Here is a 17057-nt window from a genome sequence, read left to right on the forward strand (position 1 = left end):
TTATTGCACCATTTCGTTGTCGGTGAACATGCCTTCAAACAGAGCTGAAGATAGGTAACGCTCGCCAGAATCTGGAAGGATAACAACGATGTTCTTATCTTTGTTTTCAGGCTGTTGCGCAACGCGAAGTGCAGCACATAGCGCAGCACCGCAAGAGATACCTGCCATGATGCCTTCTTTTTCCATTAGCAGGCGTGCTGTTTCAATAGCATCTTCGTTGCTTACCTGCTCAACCTGATCAACTAGTTCTAGGTCTAAGTTTTTCGGTACAAAGCCAGCGCCAATACCCTGAATCTTATGCGGAGATGGTTTAACTTCTTCACCGTTAATCGTCTGTGTAATAACTGGTGAAGAAACAGGTTCAACCGCAACGGATGTGATCGCTTTGCCTTGAGTGTTTTTGATATAACGAGAAGTACCAGTGATCGTACCACCTGTACCTACACCTGCGACTAGGATATCCACTTGGCCGTCTGTGTCGTTCCAGATCTCTGGGCCTGTTGTTTTTTCGTGGATTTCTGGGTTAGCCGGGTTTTCAAACTGTTGTAGCATCATGTGAGTATCTGGATTCGCATCCACGATCTCTTGTGCTTTATCAATCGCACCTTTCATGCCCTTAGCAGGTTCCGTCAGAACAATTTCAGCACCTAGTGCTTTCATGATCTTACGGCGCTCAAGGCTCATAGACGAAGGCATAGTGAAGACAATGTCGTAGCCACGAGACGCTGCAACGAAAGCTAGTGCAATGCCTGTGTTACCACTAGTCGGCTCAACCATGGTCATACCCTGTTTTAGGGCACCGCTTTTTTCAGCAGACCAGATCATGTTTGCGCCGATACGACATTTTACGGAGCCAGCTGGGTTGCGAGATTCGATCTTTCCGAAAATATTCAGGCCTGGAGCAAAACGCTTAAGGTGAACGAGCGGAGTGTTACCAATAGTGAGGGAGTTATCTTCGTAAATCTTCATTCTGCTACCCTGTTTAATCCTTTTTATTAGGCGATATATCTAAAATGAATATATGTCGCGTCTTTTATTCGTTATCAAGTCTAGAAGTTGTATCTCAGAATTGCTGCGCTGATCAAGGCTTTTTCTATGTTTGGTGATATTTACAATCTTTAGGGCCGATGATGGTATTATTTTCACGATCTCAATTGCCTTTTTAGGGTCTTATGATGCGTGCATTTAATCGACTTCTAGCGCCTTTTATTTTTGCTATCGCTTATGCGTTGTTCCGCTCATCGATAAAACAACGTTCCAAGAAGAAGCATGACTTTGTGATGAAGTTGTTTCGCTTTGCGGCCGATAACGGTCATAAACGTGCATTGTCTGTGTATGGGCATCTACTGCATTTCCGTGGAGATGGCGTACAGAACCGCATTCAGGGAGGGATTTACATCCAGCAGGCGGCGGAAAAGGGTGATTCAAAAGCTCAGTATCAAATGGGTAAAATCTTTGAAGAGGGTTTTGAGCATTATTTTCAGCCTGACCCGACCAAGGCGTTAAAGTTTTACACACAAGCAGCCGAGCAGACGCATCAACTTGCTGTTCGTCGCTTGGTCGATATCTATACCGATGGCGAGCTAGATCAAGAACCTAATCAAGAGCGAGCAAAGCAGTGGCAGGCTAAGCAGTCAAAGCTTTAGTTATTCAATTATTCCGACGACATGGTTTCAAACTGAGTCACACCATCAGGCATAACTTCCCAGCGTGCTTTAGAGCCGACATATATGTGTTGACCAATCTCGATCTCAGGCTCACCATTTACGCAGCCTAAAGTGACCTGTAATACCTGGTCATTGTGTACGGTACACAAGGTTGATCCGCACTTCTTGCAGAACTTCACACCGAAGCCTTGTTGGTTGGTGTATGAGGTTAAGAGGGATTCTCCACTTGTCCATTTGAATTGATCCGGTTCGACAAAAGCAACTGCAGAAGCTTGGGCGTTAAATAACTTGCGGCAGCGGGAGCAATGACAGGATCGGCCGTCTTTTAAATGGCCATCAATACGGTATGTCACTTCGCCACAAAAACATTCACCGGTGATTGGCATCCATATTCTCCTTAACTATTGGTCGGCTAGTTCTGTTTAGATCGTTTGTATTGAGTCATAAAGATCTCAAAGGTTCGATCTAACTCGTCTGCGGCGCTGTTTTCATTATTGAGTTTTAACAGCTCTGTGACGGTTTCTGCCGTACAGAGATGGTCTTTATCAGGATTGCGGCGTAGGTCGTAACGACTTGGCGTTTCTGGATCGAACGCCAGTAATGGTAAGTCGGATAGCCACGGGCTTTTGCGAACGATCTTACGTACCTCTTTCCATGTACCGTCTGGAATAATGATCAGAGTTTTTCTATCTGGTGTACTCCCTGTGAATTTCTTGCTTCGACTAATAAGCTCGGGGCGGTCCGCAGGGAATAGCAGCCAAGTATCGGTATTCTTATCTTGAATGCGATCGATTAACTCTTGTGGCGGGTCGGTACGTTTCCAGATATAGATTGAGCTATTAGGCAAAACCTTTTGGATAATCTTGCTGGTGGTTGTTGGACGTGGCGGCTCATTTTCGTGTAGCAGCAATGCTAACTTTAATTGGCTACCTTGAGGTGTAATTTGGCTGCAGCAGCAATAGGGAGTTGCTAGACCACAGCCTTCACAAAATGAATCGGGCAAAGTGTTATCGTTTTTCCATTTGAACTTTAAATTTCAGAGTTACTTCGCCTTGAGGAGGTACTTCCAATTTCCAGCGCGCACTGCCGCCCATCACTTTTTCAAATGGGTGGCTACTCTCTTTCATCGCCCATTGTAGCGGGAAATTACCGGTCATTTCTAATTTTGCGGCGGTGGTACGGCTGTTACTGATTTTCAGCTCCTGCGCAACCATAAAGCCGTTAAAGGTCTTACTAAAATACGTTTGCTTACGGTGGATAGATACATCGAAGGCTTTTCCTTGCTGGATCTTAACCTCATCGTTTTCACCAGTATGTCCAATGTTACCGCCCCCGGCAAACTGCAATGAGCCTTTGCTGTCAGGGGTAAACGTGCGAACTTTACCAGCAGGTAATGGCGTACCTAGATTACTCTTTTTATCGTTTTTAAAGGTCAACGTCAGTTGAGGTTTTACTCGATGCTGATTGCGTTCCAAGGTTGGGTAGATCAAGAATTCATAGTTATAGCTACGTGCTACAGGGATCTCTTTGGCTGTAAGGAAAGATACCTGTTTTACTTGCCCATTTAGCAAGTCTACCTTGCGAGGGAGATCGAATAGGTGGAAGTCACCTATCTCTTGTGCCATGGTTTTAGGCGCTGAACGAGCCATCGCGCCGACTGCAAAATCGGCCTGAAGCATCTCTGCATGGCGATTGCTGCCAGGGTTATTTAGGCTGCCTGCAACGAGAGATATTTGTGTGTCTTTGTAATCCGCACCAGTATTGTTGGTTAAACTAGCAAGGCCGTCTAGGGAGGCTTTATTACCTGCTTCATTCAGGGTTAAAACGTAGTCCATGCCCCAATTTAAACCGCCTGTCAGATAACTGATACGAGAGAGTTGTGACTTCGATGTACCAGCGGTGCGGAAGTTTACGCTTGGCTTGCTCAATAGCTGTGGCGGTAGGCTAGGGAAAATGAATCGCCACTGATTATTAAGCGGAATACTTTCAAAACGGTTGTTGCGCTTAATCAGAGCGCGGTTACCGTCCATGTTAAGCAACTCCACCTGACTAATAACTTCTTGGCCTGAGACAGGGTTTAAGCGCGCTAGTTGCAGCTGCTTACCTACATAATGTTTCAGCAAATTGCGCTGGTTTAGCAGATTAGTATTTAAGTTTTGCTCTAAAATTTTTCCTGCATTATCAATCCGCAAGCTTTCGACTTGAAGCTGTTCACTGACATCTTCCAGTGTGATTTTCTGATCTGTACGTAGTGGTGGAAGTTGGCGTGTTTCTCTAACTAAACCCAAGTTTTGGTTATACAGCGTTAGATTAAGTGACTTGCGTTGCTCTGAACTGATTTGAAGAGCGTCCGCTGCTTGCGCAGTGAATGGTAGAAGGCCCGCTATAAGCAAGCACAGGTATGATTGGCGTTTGTTCATATCAATATTGTCCCTGAATCTTTATTCCATTAAGGCAACGCCAGGCTTAACTGAGGCTGAGCAGTTAAGCCTGAAACTTGTTCTAGTCTAGATCTAAAGCAACACGGAAGCCCCAGCTATTGCGTTTAGAATCGATCGGGTGGCGGTAGCGACTGGCAGGTCTAATTAAACGCTCGATCTCAAACCAAGAACCGCCACGCATAACCCGATTTTTACAAGCTCTCTTCTGGTAAGCTGATCCGTCTATAGGTGCAGAAGCGTAGTTTTCGAGATAGCAATCTGCAACCCACTCATCAACGTTACCGGTCATGTCGTGAAGTCCCCATTCGTTGGCAGGGAAACTACCGACAGGTGCTGTTTGTTGACCATCCCATTGACTTCCGCAGCCTGCACAAGCAGCCATATTTTCTTTTAGCTCATTTCCCCACCAATAAGTGGTTAAGCTGCCAGCTCGAGCTGCATACTCCCATTCAGCTTCTGTCGGAAGGCGATAAGGCTGACCTGTTTCACCACTGAGCCATCTGGTATAAGCAACAGCATCGCGCCAAGTTACGTTGATCACAGGGCGATTACCTCGCCCCCAACCACCGTCATCGGGCAGGGCTCTGCGGGTCGCTTTGGCAAAGGCATCATATTCGGCAAAGGTCACTTCAAATCGAGAAAGGGCAAATGGCTTTTTGATAGTGACAACATGCACAGGCTTTTCATTATCGTCACCAATGCCCGCTTGGTCGCCCATACGGAAGTTTCCTGAAGGCAGTACGACCATATCTGGACCATATAGGGTGTCGGATATCTGATCTTTAAATAATTGCTGTCCCGGTTCATCTGGCTCTTGATTGTTGAGTTTTTTCAAGGCCGCTTCTAAATCATGTTCTAGAACCGCTTTGCTTATTGTGAGCGAGCGAAGCTCTTTTTCCTGATTGTTGTGAAGCTCTTGTTGAGCTTGTAAAGAATCGTACATTTGCTGTAAGGCTTCTTGCTGCTTCTTGATTTGCAGAGCCTGAAAGTCTTTCTCTTTGAAGTTCATGAAGTCAGAGATAAACCAACCAAGCAGGTAGCCACTAATAAACAGCACAGAGCCTGCTATGGTATAGATCGCTGTTTTAGGTATTTTAGGCAACTTTAAGCCGACCTTAAGTTTATCTTTTAAAGAAGGCTTGCTCTCTTCTGATGTAAGTTCTTCGCTCTCTGTATCATCGTTTACCGAAGCGTCGGTTGTAGCTTCGCCATCTTCTGTGCTTTCAGATTCGGCAGGCGCAGTCTCGTCTTCTGTTTGTGGAGGGAAGAGGGCTTTAACAAGCTCTGTACAGTTAGGTGGACGCTCTTCTAAATCGGTTGAAAGCGCTTTTTGGAGAACCTCCCACTGTTCATTATCTAATCCAGAAGGTTGATCTAGTTGTTTACGAACTCTATCTGCTTCCCCTTCGGTACTTTTAAAAGCAGGTTTGCCGGTAAATAACTCATACAAAATGCAGGCGTAAGAATATACGTCGGTTTTGCGGCTTAACTGACTAGGGTGAAAAGCTTCGGGCGATTGGTATTGCTGGTAATGGAAAGGCTCTTTGCTAAAAGCCGCAATCGCTTCATAACATTCACGTACGGCAAAGAGTGTTAGTTTTACCCCGCCTTTACGGTTGATAAAGATCGTTTCGCTATCCAAACAGGCATGTGGCTTTCGTAACTTTTGAAAGCCCATATCTATAGCATAAGCAACTTGTCTGATCAGACCCAGCTGTTGATTGGGCTGAAGTGAATTACCTTTTTTAATGAGGGCCGCTAGGGTCAGGCCATCAAGTTTTTCGTAGGAAAGGAAAAGTAGCCCACCTTTATGACTGAAGAAACCATAGCATTCCGCTATATGCTTGTTTTGCAGTTGCTTGCTGAGCGCTGCATGCTTTTTGATATTTTCGGCAAAACTATTTTGTTTAAGGAAATTGGGATTAAGAATAAGCAGGGTAACTAAAGGGCTGCCTGCAACGCCAACATCTTCCGCTTGCCAGAGTTGTCCAAACGGATGAGGACTGTTGTGTTTGATAAGTTTAAAACGATGATGCTCTGGCCCAAGGAGAGTCCCTTCTTGTAAAGCATCATAAATAGTTTCTGGCGAGTCGCTCATAAAGACTGATCCTATTCCTTATCCATGTGCATATCATAGACAAGGCCAGCCTTCTTGGTTAGCACTATTTTGCTACTTTTTATTGGAACACTTTGATTTATAACGCCTAGGAAGCTTTGATATAGGAAAACTTCCTAGGACTAGGTTGTTCAGCTTCAGATAGATGTATCTAAAGGAGGGAAGCTTTTAACTAGATCATCCACGGCTTTCATCTGTGTTAGGTATGCTTCAAGCGTGCTTAATGGTAGCGCACAAGGGCCATCACATTTGGCTTTTTCTGGATCAGGGTGTGCTTCTAAGAATAGACCGGCAATGCCCTGAGATAAGCCTGCGCGAGAAAGTTGGGCGGCAAGTGCGCGGCGTCCACCGGCTGAATCGGCACGGCCCCCGGGCATTTGTAGAGCGTGGGTTGCATCAAACATAACGGGGTAGCCAAACTCTTTCATGATAGAGAAGCCGAGCATATCAACGATCAAGTTATTGTAGCCGTAGCAAGAACCACGTTCACATAAGATCAGACGATCGTTACCTGCTTCTTCACACTTGTGCAGGATATGTTTCATCTCTTGTGGCGCTAGGAACTGTGCTTTCTTAATGTTGATAACTGCATCGGTTTTAGCCATTGCTTCTACCAGATCTGTCTGACGTGACAGAAAAGCTGGAAGCTGGATGATATCGCAGACTTCGGCAGCAGGCGCTGCTTGGAATGGCTCGTGCACATCAGTAATCAAAGGCACTTTGAATGTGTCTTTGATCTCTTGAAGGATCTTAAGACCCTCATCTAAACCGGGACCACGGAAAGAGGTTAGGGAAGAGCGGTTTGCTTTATCGAACGATGCTTTAAAAACGTAAGGGATGCCTAGCTTTTCAGTAACAGTGACATAGTGTTCGGCAATCTCCATGGCTAAATCACGGGATTCCAATACGTTCATGCCGCCAAATAGCACCATCGGTTTGTCGTTGGCAATTTCAAAATCTGCGACCTGTACGCTCTTCTGTTGCATCTTTGTAGTCATCCATAAAAGTCAGAAAGATGCATTATAACGGCTTCTTAGCAGAGAGGCTTTTAATTTGTTGTTGGAAAAAGGTGTGCGTATTTTCCAATCCATTCAAGCGCTGCATCTTGATCTGAGAGCTCGCGGCCCTCTTCATTCAGCACATGGCTCCTATAGCGTTGTATATAACAAAGCTGCTCTAACATACGAATACGTATAAGCGCGTCAGAGTTGTTAAAGGTTATTCCTAGTTCATAACCCTGAGGGGTGTTGTCACAGCTTTGGATAACGCCATAAACCTCTAGATTTTCAGCAATGCTAGGAATTTTGATTTGAATATTCTCACCCAAATGGAATGGCGTAGGTGAGTGACAGATAAGTTGGAGTGAAGAGGGGAGTGTAGAAACCGAATGGGTCTCTTGGAGCTTGAGTTCGATTGGGAACTCATCGGGATGACGAATAAGCACTTTTGAATCGCCCATGATAATCACCTTACCAGTACTGCCAGTATAGCTATGATTCGCATAACTGTTGTATTTTATTTATCGGCTGGTGTTTTCCAGTCTGAAGAAATAAATGGTTAGAAACTGTACGACTTTGGAGTGAATACGAGGGGACCTTATGTCAGAGCATAAAGAAGGCCAAGCAGCACCAGATGAAGCCTGCAAACAATTACAGGAAAGTAAGAAAACCTTGTTGCTGTCGACTCTGAGTGCCGAAGGGTTCCCTGAAATTAGTTATGCGCCCTATGTGAAGGATAAGCAGGGGAGCTTTTATATTTTTATTAGTGAGTTAGCAGCGCATACCCAGAGTTTATTAGCGAACAATGAATGTTCCGTTATGTTTATTACCGATGAAGAACAGTCGCAGAATCTCTTTGCGCGTGAGCGTCTAATCTTTAGCTGTTTATCTGAGCGGGTTGATAATCAAGAGGATGCCTATCTGAGCATACTGGATGATTTAGAAGAGAAGTTTGGGAACGTTGTGGGGATGTTACGTTCCCTGCCAGATTTTCATCTGTTCAGATTAAAACCACAGCAGGGGCGTTATGTCGTAGGTTTCGGTAAAGCTTATGTTGTAGATCCGAGCTCCGGATCGCTGGAACATATTAGCGAGAAAACGTTAAAAGAATCGAAACCTAAATAGATATGAGGATGCTTAGGCGGCTCCGCCCATCATCTCTACAACGACAGTTTTTACCAAGAAGGCAGCCAAGCCTAAGCCTAGGGCAAAAAATAAAATGGCAGTACCGAATTTACCGGCGTTGGATTTTTTTGCTAGATCGTAAATGATAAAGAATATAAAACCAGCAAATACTGCAAGACCAATGTTCAGAGCAATTGCTTCCATTTCTGCTAAACGCATTTAGGCTACCTCTGCTTTAAGCTTAAAATTGGCTGCAAATCATACAGGATTTTGTTGTAGAACGGTACTCAGGGAGTGTTGCTCAAAAGCGTACGTTGCGCTTTAAATTTGCACCAAAATTTGGCGTGGAATTGGACGACTTGCGATGGGTCAAAAAAATAAAAAAAAGTTGGATTGCGGTAAAAATAATTAGTTCCCCTGAAAGCCCCGCCAAATCAATGTTTTCGCTGTTTTTTAGGGCTCGCCTACACTCTAAAAAGTCCAAAATCAAGAGTTGCATTCACCTCTTATATCACTATATTTAGTGTCTTGAATGACTTGAAGCACCACATGTTGTGCCTCTTGACAGAGTAGAGTCTAAAACCTGCAGCCCGCATGATCGCGTTATTTTTCGTGCTTTTGCCAGATTTTAACGGCAAATTCAGGGCTAAAAGCAGGATCATAATTACAAATATATCTGAGTGTTATTTGGAAGGTCGCATGCAGCAAGATCTGATGGTTACGAAAAGGGATGGTCGGCAAGAACAGCTTGATCTAGAAAAGATCCACAAAGTTGTAATCTGGGCCGCAGAAGGATTAAACGCAGTATCACCGTCAGAAGTTGAGCTTAAAGCTCACTTACAGTTCTTCGAGGGTATGAAAACCTTCGATATCCACGAGACGCTAATCAAGTCCGCTGCCGATCTAATTTCAGAAGATGCACCTGATTACCAATACCTATCTGCTCGCTTGGCTATCTTCCATTTGCGCAAGCGTGCATTTGGTCAATTCGAGCCACCACACCTGTATCAACATGTTGCAACACAGGTAGAAGCGGGCCGTTATGATAAACATCTAATCGCAGACTACACAGAACAAGAGTGGGGCGTTCTTAACGACTACCTAGATCACAAACGTGATATGAACTTCTCTTACTCTGCGGTTAAACAGCTGGAAGGTAAGTACCTTGTCCAGAACCGTGTAACTGGCGAAGTTTACGAAAGCCCACAGATTCTTTACATGCTAGTGGCAGCTTGCCTGTTCGCGGATTATCCGAAAGAAACGCGTTTGGATTACGTTAAGCGTTTCTACGATGCGACTTCTCTATTTAAGCTATCTCTGCCTACACCAATCATGGCAGGTGTGCGTACACCTACGCGTCAGTTCAGCTCATGCGTACTGATTGAAACAGGTGACAGCCTAGACTCGATCAATGCAACATCTGCATCGATTGTTAAATACGTATCTCAGCGTGCAGGTATTGGTATCAACGCCGGTGGTATTCGTGCACTTGGTAGCCCAATCCGTAATGGTGAGGCGTACCACACAGGTTGTATCCCATTCTATAAACACTTCCAGACAGCGGTTAAATCATGCTCTCAAGGTGGTGTGCGTGGTGGTGCAGCAACGCTGTTCTACCCAATTTGGCACTTAGAAGTTGAATCTCTATTGGTTCTTAAAAACAACCGTGGTGTTGAAGAGAACCGTGTACGTCACCTTGATTACGGCGTACAGATCAACAAGCTAATGTACACTCGCTTGATCAAAGGCGGCGAAATCACATTGTTCAGCCCACACGAAGTGCCGGGCCTATACGAAGCCTTCTTTGCTGATCAAGATGAGTTTGAGCGTCTATACGTTCAATACGAGAACGATCCAAACATCCGTAAAGAGAAAATCAAAGCGGTTGAACTGTTCGGTATCCTTGCTGCAGAGCGTGCGCAGACGGGTCGTATCTACATTCAGAACGTTGACCACTGTAATACGCACAGCCCATTTGATCCGGCTGTTGCACCTGTTAAGCAGTCTAACCTTTGCTTGGAAATCGCACTGCCAACTAAACCGTTGCAGCATGTGAATGATCCAGAAGGTGAGATCGCACTTTGTACGCTGTCTGCGTTTAACCTAGGTGCCCTAGAGAACCTAGATGAGCTAGATAACCTAGCTGATCTGATCGTTCGTGCGTTGGATAACCTATTGGATTATCAGGATTACCCAATCCCAGCAGCGCATACATCGACAATGAATCGTCGTCCTCTAGGTGTTGGTGTGACTAACTTCGCATACTACCTAGCGAAGAACGGCGTTAAGTACTCCGATGGTTCCGCAAACGGCCTAGTACACAAAACATTTGAAGCGGTTCAGTACTACCTACTGAAAGCCTCTAACGAGCTAGCTAAAGAGCGTGGTGCTTGTCCTAAGTTTGACGAGACTGTTTACTCGAAAGGCTTGCTACCAATCGACACTTATAAGCGTGAAGTAGATGAGTTCTGTGAAGAGCCATTGCACTACTTCTGGGAAACACTACGCGAAGACATCAAAGAGTTTGGTCTACGCAACAGTACTCTAACAGCGCTAATGCCTTGTGAAACATCTTCACAGATCACTAACTCGACTAACGGTATCGAGCCACCACGTGGTTACGTATCGGTTAAGGCGAGTAAAGATGGCATCATGAAGCAGGTTGTTCCGGGTTACACCGAGCTGCGCGACCAGTATGAACTGCTTTGGGATATTCCAAACAACACTGGTTACCTACAGCTTGTTGGTATCATGCAGAAGTTTGTGGATCAGTCCATCTCTGCAAATACTAACTACGATCCTGCGTTGTTCCCGAACGACAAAGTACCAATGAAGCAGCTTCTTCAAGACCTGCTTACGGCTTACAAATACGGTGTTAAAACCCTTTATTACCATAACACCCGTGATGGTGCTTCTGACCAAGCAGATGACGGTGGTTGTGAAGGTGGTGCGTGCAAACTGTAATAGGTTTGCCGCAATCCACTGACCACTCAGAGTAAAGCGCCTGTCACAATGTGTCAGGCAATATAATTAGATTTATCCAGGTTTCAGGAACGAACACTCCGATGGCGTACACTACGTTCAGTCACAGTACTCACGATGCAACTAAAGAGCCGATGTTTTTCGGCAAAAGCGTAAACGTTGCTCGTTACGACAGACAAAAATATCCAATCTTTGAAAAGCTGATTGAAAAGCAGCTGTCGTTCTTCTGGCGTCCAGAAGAGGTCGATTTATCGACTGACCGTAAAGATTTTATGAATATGCCGGAGCACGAAAAGCATATTTTCTTGAGCAACTTGAAGTACCAGACGCTACTTGATTCTGTTCAAGGACGTTCACCTAACGTTGCTTTTCTACCAGTCGTGTCTATACCTGAGTTGGAAACATGGTTCGAGACTTGGGCGTTTAGTGAAACGATTCACAGCCGCTCTTACACGCATATTATTCGTAATATCATCACTGAGCCGTCTGAAGTATTCGATCAAATCGTAACAAACCCAGAGATCATTCGCCGTGCGGATTCTGTGACACGTTTGTACGATGAGTTCATCAACCTATCCAGTGTTTACAGCATTCACGGTGAAGGCCTACATACGGTTGATGGCAAGGTTTACGACACGTCTATGCGTAACCTTAAGAAGAAACTTTACCTAACGTTAGTATCTATCAACGTACTAGAAGCGATCCGTTTCTACGTAAGTTTTGCATGTTCTTTTGCCTTTGCAGAACGTGCGATCATGGAAGGTAACGCCAAGATCATTAAACTGATCGCCCGTGATGAAGCACTGCACCTAACGGGTACGCAGCATATGCTAAACATCATGGCATCTGGTGCTGATGACCCTATCTTTAAAGAGATTGCTAAAGAGTGTGAGCCTGAGGTTTACGCCATCTTTAAAGAAGCGGCTCAACAAGAGAAAGATTGGGCTGAGTACCTGTTCCGTGAAGGTTCAATGATCGGTCTTAACGCTCAGATCCTATCTGACTACGTTGAGTACATTACTAACGTACGTATGAAAGCGCTGAACTTGGAAGAGATCTTCCCATCACGTCAAAACCCACTGCCGTGGATGAATGCGTGGTTAATCAGTGACAACGTTCAAGTGGCACCGCAGGAAGCGGAGATCAGCTCTTACCTTGTAGGTCAGATCGACAACGAGGTGGATGAAGGTGATTTCGACGGCTTTGACCTATAAGAGGCAAGCGAATGTCTGGCCCATCACGCATCAAAGTTAACCATCACCATACGTTCTACTATCAGTACGAACCGACCTTGTTAGATGCGCTGGAAGCACAAGAAATTCCAGCGCCGTACAACTGCCGCGGTGGATACTGCGGCTGTTGTAAAGTTCGCCTGATCGAAGGTGAAGTCCAATATGTTCAAGAGAGCTTATTGGACCTGCAGGATGACGAAGTCCTAACCTGCTGCTGTATCCCGAAAACACATATCGAATTAGAGATGCCTGACGAGTGAGTGGGCACTTCCTAATCCTTTCTTTGCACCAAAAAAATAATGCACAGCTACAAAAAAGTGCGGTGATATCTGTGGATTTCGCCACTGTGCATTATTCTTGTGCACAGCTAAAAATTTCCCTTGTCAATATTGCATTAATTAATTTTAGAAAGTTTAAAAAATCTTGTTGATTTATATAACTGATTGAAATTAAAGGATTAATTTTTGTTGGGTTAAATTTTAAACTATTTGCTGAATTCAACGTAATTAGTGCCTTTCAGCGATCTACCCAAAAACTATTCACTGAGTTATCCACAGAAGGTGGGGATGTTTTTCATTTGGTAAAAATTGTCGTTTGTGGACAAGCGATGGGATAATTCGGTTGGTTTTCTTCCACAAGTAATCTTGTTATGTTGGATGAGTCATTACATGGAATGCAGCAAGGCTGCAAACTTCCCTTTTTGTTCTTTTTCCTCCGTTTTGGCTTTTGCAAATAAGTATCTGTTATAGGGCGAATAACACAGAGTACTTCATCCTGCATGTTCACTGATGGGACTTTATTGGATAAATGGAATTTTTAATCAAACTTGTAGATTTTTTCATGCCTGTAACTCTACTAGGGATTGTAGGCTTTACAGCTGTAAGTTACCTATTCTCAAGGAGGCCCTTTTGGAGAGAGCTACATAATATATATGGTTGCTCTGCCAAAGAGTATCGTGCTGTTCCTGAATTATCTGTAAATCACGCGCGCTTTTATTTTTATGAAGAGTCGTGGGCAAGTGATAATTGCATCGAAGTGAAGTTAGATCGTGATTATCTCTATCTAGGTCCTTACTTTTTATTCTCTATGTTTATTCGACCAATGAAAATTCCGCTATCTGATTTGGCTTATATAGGAAAGAAGAATTACTGGTTAAGCACTCGGGATGCATATGAATTTAAGAGTGTTTATGGGTATAAAATTGCTCTGCGAGAAGGTTTGATAGAATCTGTATCTAAGGATTAGAAATACCTCATAGGTTCTTCTAATAGTACTGTCTTGGCTGAACTATGAAGTGTATTTGGTAGGGAAAAATAAGTAGAAATGGAATTAATTGTTTTTGTTTTATTTGCAGCTATCGTAATGACTTTGAGTAAGCTTATGTTCGCTCGAGGAGAGCTTTGGCAAGAATTGAGGCAATTTTACCCGTGTGAATATAAGGAAAGTAATAAGGGAGTGAAAGTAAAAGGGCGTTTCTTATATTGCGTTGATGGTGATTGGATGAGTAACAATTATGTACATCTAAGTTTCGATGAAAGTTTCGTATATCTAAATGTTTCTAGGCCTTTTGGAGCTATTGTTAAACCAATAAAAATGCACAAGTCTGAACTGGTTTATGAAGGGACGAAGCGATATTTCCTTTATCAAAGAAATGCCTACTCTTTGCTACAAACTCAAAGAATAAAGTTAGCCTTCCCTACCGACTTCAATATATAGCGATCCTCGACCCAAGCTAACTCTTTTGCTGCTTTACACAGTCCCCACAAAAAAACGACTGATAGCTTTTCGGCGTTACCGCTACCCGCTTCTTAAAATGCCTTTGAAAATGGCTCTGATCGGCAAAGCCTAATTCCAGTGCTGTTTCCGCTAAACCATTCCCTTGTTGCAATAATTGCTTAGCTCTATTGATCCGTTGATTAAGCTGGTAAGCATGCGGGGCTTGGCCGTATTGTTGTTTAAAGCTGCGGATCAAGTGGTAGCGGCTTAGTCCGGTTTCGGCACAAAAGTCATCGAGAGACCAAGGCGAATCGAGTTGGTCCATGATTAGCTCTTTTACTTTGTGGATATGGAAGTTATCCAGCGCCTTTTGATTACTTTGGGTGTTAAGGTCTTTACCAAAAAGCGCTTTCAGATATTCAATCAATAGAGTTTCAGCAGCGAGTTTATTGTCGCTCTCACTGAGCTGCTTAAACAGGCTATCGAACTGCGTAAACAAGCTAGGGGTACTTTGCAGGACTTGGTTAAACGCGAGGTAATCCTGATTGTTGCTGTTGAATAACTCGCTCTGTAACTCGCCAATCCAATCAGTATCGATAAACAGCATTCGATAAGACCATTCACCTGCATCAGGGTTGCAGGAGTGAGCATCGCCCGGGTTAATCGTCACCGTGGTGCCTTGATGGATCTGATTTGATTGTTTCAGGTTGTGGTATTTGGCGCTACCGGTATCGATCACGCCGAAAGAAAACTCATCATGGGAGTGAGTTTGGTAGCAAGCTGCCGAGCGATGAGCTGAGCGCATTTCTATAAAAGGCAGCGAAGCACAGCGAGCAAAAAACTCGGCAGGCTTTTGTGTATTGGGTTTGCTGGTCTTTTTCATCGGCTAACTCAGGCGCTAATTTATCCAGATTGGTGCAATCGTTAGAAATAGCATTATGCCCATAATGCGGTTAAATAGCTTTTGCTGTTTGGGTTGCGCTAGATAATCTTTAATCAGATGCCCAGCGACAGCCCAAGTTCCAACGCCAATCAGGCACGCCGCAAAAGAGATTGCGCCAAACACACCTAAATATAGTTGAGGCTCGGACTGGTTTAGTACAAATACACTCACACCTGAGATCGAGACTAACCAGGCTTTAGGATTGAGCCCTTGGCTGAGTGCGCCTTGCATAAAAGTGGGCGGTGTTGAGCTCTGTTCTTGGTTATTGGACTCACCGGCTGCCGTAGCAATTTTGTACGCCATATAGATAAGAAAGGCGCTGCCCAGATATTTAAGGATAACTAATAGCTGTGGATTGTTTTGAAACAGCTGATGCGTACCTGCACCTGCAAGTAAAACAATCAATGTGTAAGAGATAGTCGCCCCGAGTACATGGGGCAGGGTACGTAAAAAACCATAAACCGCAGCGGAACTGGTTGCGATGATATTCACAGGGCCGGGGGTAATCGCACCGACAAGGGCAAATACAGCCATAGATAGGGTGAGTGCAAACATAGGAAACCTTCTAACGTAAATTATTGGCTTACTATGGCAGTGCTTAAAACCGATTTATTGAACGAAATTGCGCTGGGCTATGCTTGTTGGTGAAGAGTAGATTTCTTGTGCTTTTAGGGAACCCTCGGTAAACTTTTGTGTCCTTTATATAGGCTATAAAAAACAGCTTTTTTATAACTTATTATTTGTTTCTTATAACGGTGAAAAAATTCTATGAGCGTGCAGTTTCCAACAATTGAAGACTATGTCGGTAAGACCCCACTTGTGCGTCTACAGCGTATAGGTCAGGGCAACGGCAATGTGATTCTATGTAAGCTGGAAGGTAATAACCCTGCAGGCTCAGTTAAAGATCGTCCTGCGCTTAGTATGATTCAGCGTGCAGAAGATCGTGGCCAGATTAAGCCGGGTGATACTCTGATTGAAGCAACATCAGGTAACACAGGTATTGCTTTAGCCATGGCAGCTGCAATCAAAGGTTATAAGATGAAGCTGATCATGCCTGATAACAGCAGTGCAGAGCGTAAAGCTTCGATGACGGCTTACGGCGCAGAGCTCATCCCTGTGACAAAAGAAGAGGGCATGGAAGGTGCGCGTGATTTAGCACTAGCTATGCAAGAGCGTGGTGAAGGCATCGTACTTGATCAGTTCTCTAACCTTGATAACCCGGAAGCGCATTATCAGGGTACAGGTCCTGAGATCTGGGAACAAACTCAGGGTAAAGTGACTCACTTTGTCAGCTCTATGGGCACTACGGGTACCATTATGGGAACGTCTCGTTTCCTTAAAGAACAAAGCGCGGATGTTCAGATTGTCGGTTTGCAGCCAAGCGAAGGTGCACAGATTCCTGGTATCCGTCGCTGGCCGCAGGAATATCTACCTAAGATCTTTGATGAAAGCCGTGTAGATAAAGTTTTGGATATTGGTCAACAAGAAGCTGAAGACACTATGCGTGAATTGGCGCAGAAAGAAGGTATCTTCTGCGGCGTATCTTCCGGTGGTGCTGTTGCGGGCGCATTGCGTTTAGCAGAGCAAGTCGAGAACGCGGTGATTGTTTGTATCATCTGTGACCGTGGTGATCGTTATCTTTCTACCGGTGTGTTTAACGGTTAAGTTTTGATCGCAAGATGTTTTTTGCAATATAGAAAAGCCCCAATGGGGCTTTTTTTGTGCTTGGCATAAAATATTAGTAGGCATTAATGCTTAAGAAATTCGCGCTTTGGCTTCTGAACGAATAGAATATGCGCCGCATGAGTAGAGAACAGAAGTTGATTAATCACTTCTA

At 44.3% G+C, this 17057-nt stretch carries 18 protein-coding genes; 8 read left to right on the forward strand and 10 right to left on the reverse strand.

Annotated features, from left to right (window positions below):
• Complete coding sequence (gene cysK, locus ACMXYX_RS03855; RefSeq protein WP_415883686.1) at positions 1-969, reverse strand: cysteine synthase A; 969 nt, start codon at positions 967-969, stop codon at positions 1-3.
• Positions 970-1175: 206 nt separating this feature from the next.
• On the opposite strand from cysK, the gene ACMXYX_RS03860 reads away from it, so the two are divergent.
• On the forward strand, positions 1176-1646 hold the full coding sequence (locus ACMXYX_RS03860) for a tetratricopeptide repeat protein (protein WP_415906508.1): 471 nt from the start codon (positions 1176-1178) through the stop codon (positions 1644-1646).
• 8 nt (positions 1647-1654) lie between these two features.
• On the opposite strand, the gene ACMXYX_RS03865 is transcribed toward ACMXYX_RS03860, so the two are convergent.
• The 6 genes from ACMXYX_RS03865 to ACMXYX_RS03890 form a co-directional block, all read right to left on the reverse strand.
• Positions 1655-2053, reverse strand: coding sequence for a GFA family protein (locus tag ACMXYX_RS03865; RefSeq protein ID WP_415887164.1), 399 nt, complete (start codon positions 2051-2053; stop codon positions 1655-1657).
• A 26-nt stretch (positions 2054-2079) separates the two neighbouring features.
• Positions 2080-2670 (reverse strand): tRNA-uridine aminocarboxypropyltransferase, encoded by a 591-nt coding sequence (locus ACMXYX_RS03870; protein WP_415897644.1) that lies wholly within the window; start codon positions 2668-2670, stop codon positions 2080-2082.
• A 4-nt stretch (positions 2671-2674) separates the two neighbouring features.
• Positions 2675-4087 (reverse strand): DUF4139 domain-containing protein, encoded by a 1413-nt coding sequence (locus ACMXYX_RS03875; RefSeq protein WP_415906509.1) that lies wholly within the window; start codon positions 4085-4087, stop codon positions 2675-2677.
• 82 nt (positions 4088-4169) lie between these two features.
• Positions 4170-6206 carry an SUMF1/EgtB/PvdO family nonheme iron enzyme gene (locus ACMXYX_RS03880; RefSeq protein WP_415906510.1) on the reverse strand — a complete coding sequence of 679 codons (2037 nt, stop codon included), beginning with the start codon at positions 6204-6206 and terminating at the stop codon, positions 4170-4172.
• 155 nt (positions 6207-6361) lie between these two features.
• Positions 6362-7210, reverse strand: coding sequence for a 3-deoxy-8-phosphooctulonate synthase (gene kdsA / locus ACMXYX_RS03885; RefSeq protein ID WP_415883695.1), 849 nt, complete (start codon positions 7208-7210; stop codon positions 6362-6364).
• Positions 7211-7272: 62 nt separating this feature from the next.
• Positions 7273-7683, reverse strand: a complete 411-nt coding sequence (locus ACMXYX_RS03890) for a hypothetical protein (protein ID WP_415883696.1) — start codon at positions 7681-7683, stop codon at positions 7273-7275.
• A gap of 139 nt (positions 7684-7822) precedes the next feature.
• Between ACMXYX_RS03890 and ACMXYX_RS03895 the strand changes: the two genes are divergently transcribed.
• Complete coding sequence (locus tag ACMXYX_RS03895) at positions 7823-8347, forward strand: HugZ family protein (RefSeq protein WP_415897648.1); 525 nt, start codon at positions 7823-7825, stop codon at positions 8345-8347.
• 12 nt (positions 8348-8359) lie between these two features.
• On the opposite strand, the gene ACMXYX_RS03900 is transcribed toward ACMXYX_RS03895, so the two are convergent.
• Positions 8360-8566 (reverse strand): DUF2788 domain-containing protein, encoded by a 207-nt coding sequence (locus tag ACMXYX_RS03900; protein WP_415883698.1) that lies wholly within the window; start codon positions 8564-8566, stop codon positions 8360-8362.
• Positions 8567-9046: 480 nt separating this feature from the next.
• Here ACMXYX_RS03900 and nrdA point away from each other — a divergent pair, with 480 nt between their 5' ends.
• The 5 genes from nrdA to ACMXYX_RS03925 all read left to right on the forward strand — a co-directional run bounded on the left by nrdA (position 9047) and on the right by ACMXYX_RS03925 (position 14277).
• Positions 9047-11311: a class 1a ribonucleoside-diphosphate reductase subunit alpha gene (gene nrdA / locus ACMXYX_RS03905; protein WP_415897649.1), complete on the forward strand. Its 2265-nt coding sequence runs from the start codon at positions 9047-9049 to the stop codon at positions 11309-11311.
• Between the two features lie 101 nt (positions 11312-11412).
• Complete coding sequence (nrdB, locus tag ACMXYX_RS03910) at positions 11413-12543, forward strand: class Ia ribonucleoside-diphosphate reductase subunit beta (protein WP_415897650.1); 1131 nt, start codon at positions 11413-11415, stop codon at positions 12541-12543.
• 11 nt (positions 12544-12554) lie between these two features.
• Entirely contained in the window at positions 12555-12821 is a 267-nt protein-coding gene (yfaE, locus tag ACMXYX_RS03915) for a class I ribonucleotide reductase maintenance protein YfaE (protein WP_415883701.1), read from the forward strand.
• Positions 12822-13368: 547 nt separating this feature from the next.
• A complete protein-coding gene (locus tag ACMXYX_RS03920) occupies positions 13369-13806 on the forward strand; it encodes a hypothetical protein (protein ID WP_415906511.1) in 438 nt (145 codons plus the stop codon).
• Between the two features lie 78 nt (positions 13807-13884).
• Positions 13885-14277, forward strand: coding sequence for a hypothetical protein (locus ACMXYX_RS03925; protein ID WP_415906512.1), 393 nt, complete (start codon positions 13885-13887; stop codon positions 14275-14277).
• A 16-nt stretch (positions 14278-14293) separates the two neighbouring features.
• Here the strand turns inward: ACMXYX_RS03925 and ACMXYX_RS03930 are convergent, their stop codons facing one another.
• Both ACMXYX_RS03930 and ACMXYX_RS03935 read right to left on the reverse strand, forming a co-directional pair.
• On the reverse strand, positions 14294-15160 hold the full coding sequence (locus ACMXYX_RS03930; protein ID WP_415906513.1) for an AraC family transcriptional regulator: 867 nt from the start codon (positions 15158-15160) through the stop codon (positions 14294-14296).
• Between the two features lie 15 nt (positions 15161-15175).
• On the reverse strand, positions 15176-15775 hold the full coding sequence (locus ACMXYX_RS03935) for a LysE family translocator (RefSeq protein WP_415893626.1): 600 nt from the start codon (positions 15773-15775) through the stop codon (positions 15176-15178).
• Between the two features lie 213 nt (positions 15776-15988).
• Here ACMXYX_RS03935 and cysM point away from each other — a divergent pair, with 213 nt between their 5' ends.
• Positions 15989-16885, forward strand: coding sequence for a cysteine synthase CysM (cysM, locus tag ACMXYX_RS03940; protein WP_415902969.1), 897 nt, complete (start codon positions 15989-15991; stop codon positions 16883-16885).
• Positions 16886-17057 lie beyond the last annotated feature (172 nt).

This window comes from Neptuniibacter sp. QD72_48 (genome assembly GCF_047778065.1).
Taxonomy (GTDB): Bacteria; Pseudomonadota; Gammaproteobacteria; order Pseudomonadales; family Balneatricaceae; genus Neptuniibacter.

Bases quoted from the DNA above. Each gene is read 5' to 3' on its own strand.
- ACMXYX_RS03860 (WP_415906508.1), top strand. From the start codon at position 1,176: ATGCGTGCATTTAATCGACTTCTAGCGCCTTTTATTTTTGCTATCGCT.
- ACMXYX_RS03920 (WP_415906511.1), top strand. From the start codon at position 13,369: ATGGAATTTTTAATCAAACTTGTAGATTTTTTCATGCCTGTAACTCTA.
- nrdA (WP_415897649.1), top strand. From the start codon at position 9,047: ATGCAGCAAGATCTGATGGTTACGAAAAGGGATGGTCGGCAAGAACAG.
- ACMXYX_RS03935 (WP_415893626.1), bottom strand. From the start codon at position 15,775: ATGTTTGCACTCACCCTATCTATGGCTGTATTTGCCCTTGTCGGTGCG.
- ACMXYX_RS03880 (WP_415906510.1), bottom strand. From the start codon at position 6,206: ATGAGCGACTCGCCAGAAACTATTTATGATGCTTTACAAGAAGGGACT.
- cysK (WP_415883686.1), bottom strand. From the start codon at position 969: ATGAAGATTTACGAAGATAACTCCCTCACTATTGGTAACACTCCGCTC.
- ACMXYX_RS03865 (WP_415887164.1), bottom strand. From the start codon at position 2,053: ATGCCAATCACCGGTGAATGTTTTTGTGGCGAAGTGACATACCGTATT.
- ACMXYX_RS03895 (WP_415897648.1), top strand. From the start codon at position 7,823: ATGTCAGAGCATAAAGAAGGCCAAGCAGCACCAGATGAAGCCTGCAAA.
- kdsA (WP_415883695.1), bottom strand. From the start codon at position 7,210: ATGCAACAGAAGAGCGTACAGGTCGCAGATTTTGAAATTGCCAACGAC.
- nrdB (WP_415897650.1), top strand. From the start codon at position 11,413: ATGGCGTACACTACGTTCAGTCACAGTACTCACGATGCAACTAAAGAG.
- ACMXYX_RS03930 (WP_415906513.1), bottom strand. From the start codon at position 15,160: ATGAAAAAGACCAGCAAACCCAATACACAAAAGCCTGCCGAGTTTTTT.
- ACMXYX_RS03875 (WP_415906509.1), bottom strand. From the start codon at position 4,087: ATGAACAAACGCCAATCATACCTGTGCTTGCTTATAGCGGGCCTTCTA.
- ACMXYX_RS03900 (WP_415883698.1), bottom strand. From the start codon at position 8,566: ATGCGTTTAGCAGAAATGGAAGCAATTGCTCTGAACATTGGTCTTGCA.
- ACMXYX_RS03925 (WP_415906512.1), top strand. From the start codon at position 13,885: ATGGAATTAATTGTTTTTGTTTTATTTGCAGCTATCGTAATGACTTTG.
- cysM (WP_415902969.1), top strand. From the start codon at position 15,989: ATGAGCGTGCAGTTTCCAACAATTGAAGACTATGTCGGTAAGACCCCA.
- ACMXYX_RS03890 (WP_415883696.1), bottom strand. From the start codon at position 7,683: ATGGGCGATTCAAAAGTGCTTATTCGTCATCCCGATGAGTTCCCAATC.
- yfaE (WP_415883701.1), top strand. From the start codon at position 12,555: ATGTCTGGCCCATCACGCATCAAAGTTAACCATCACCATACGTTCTAC.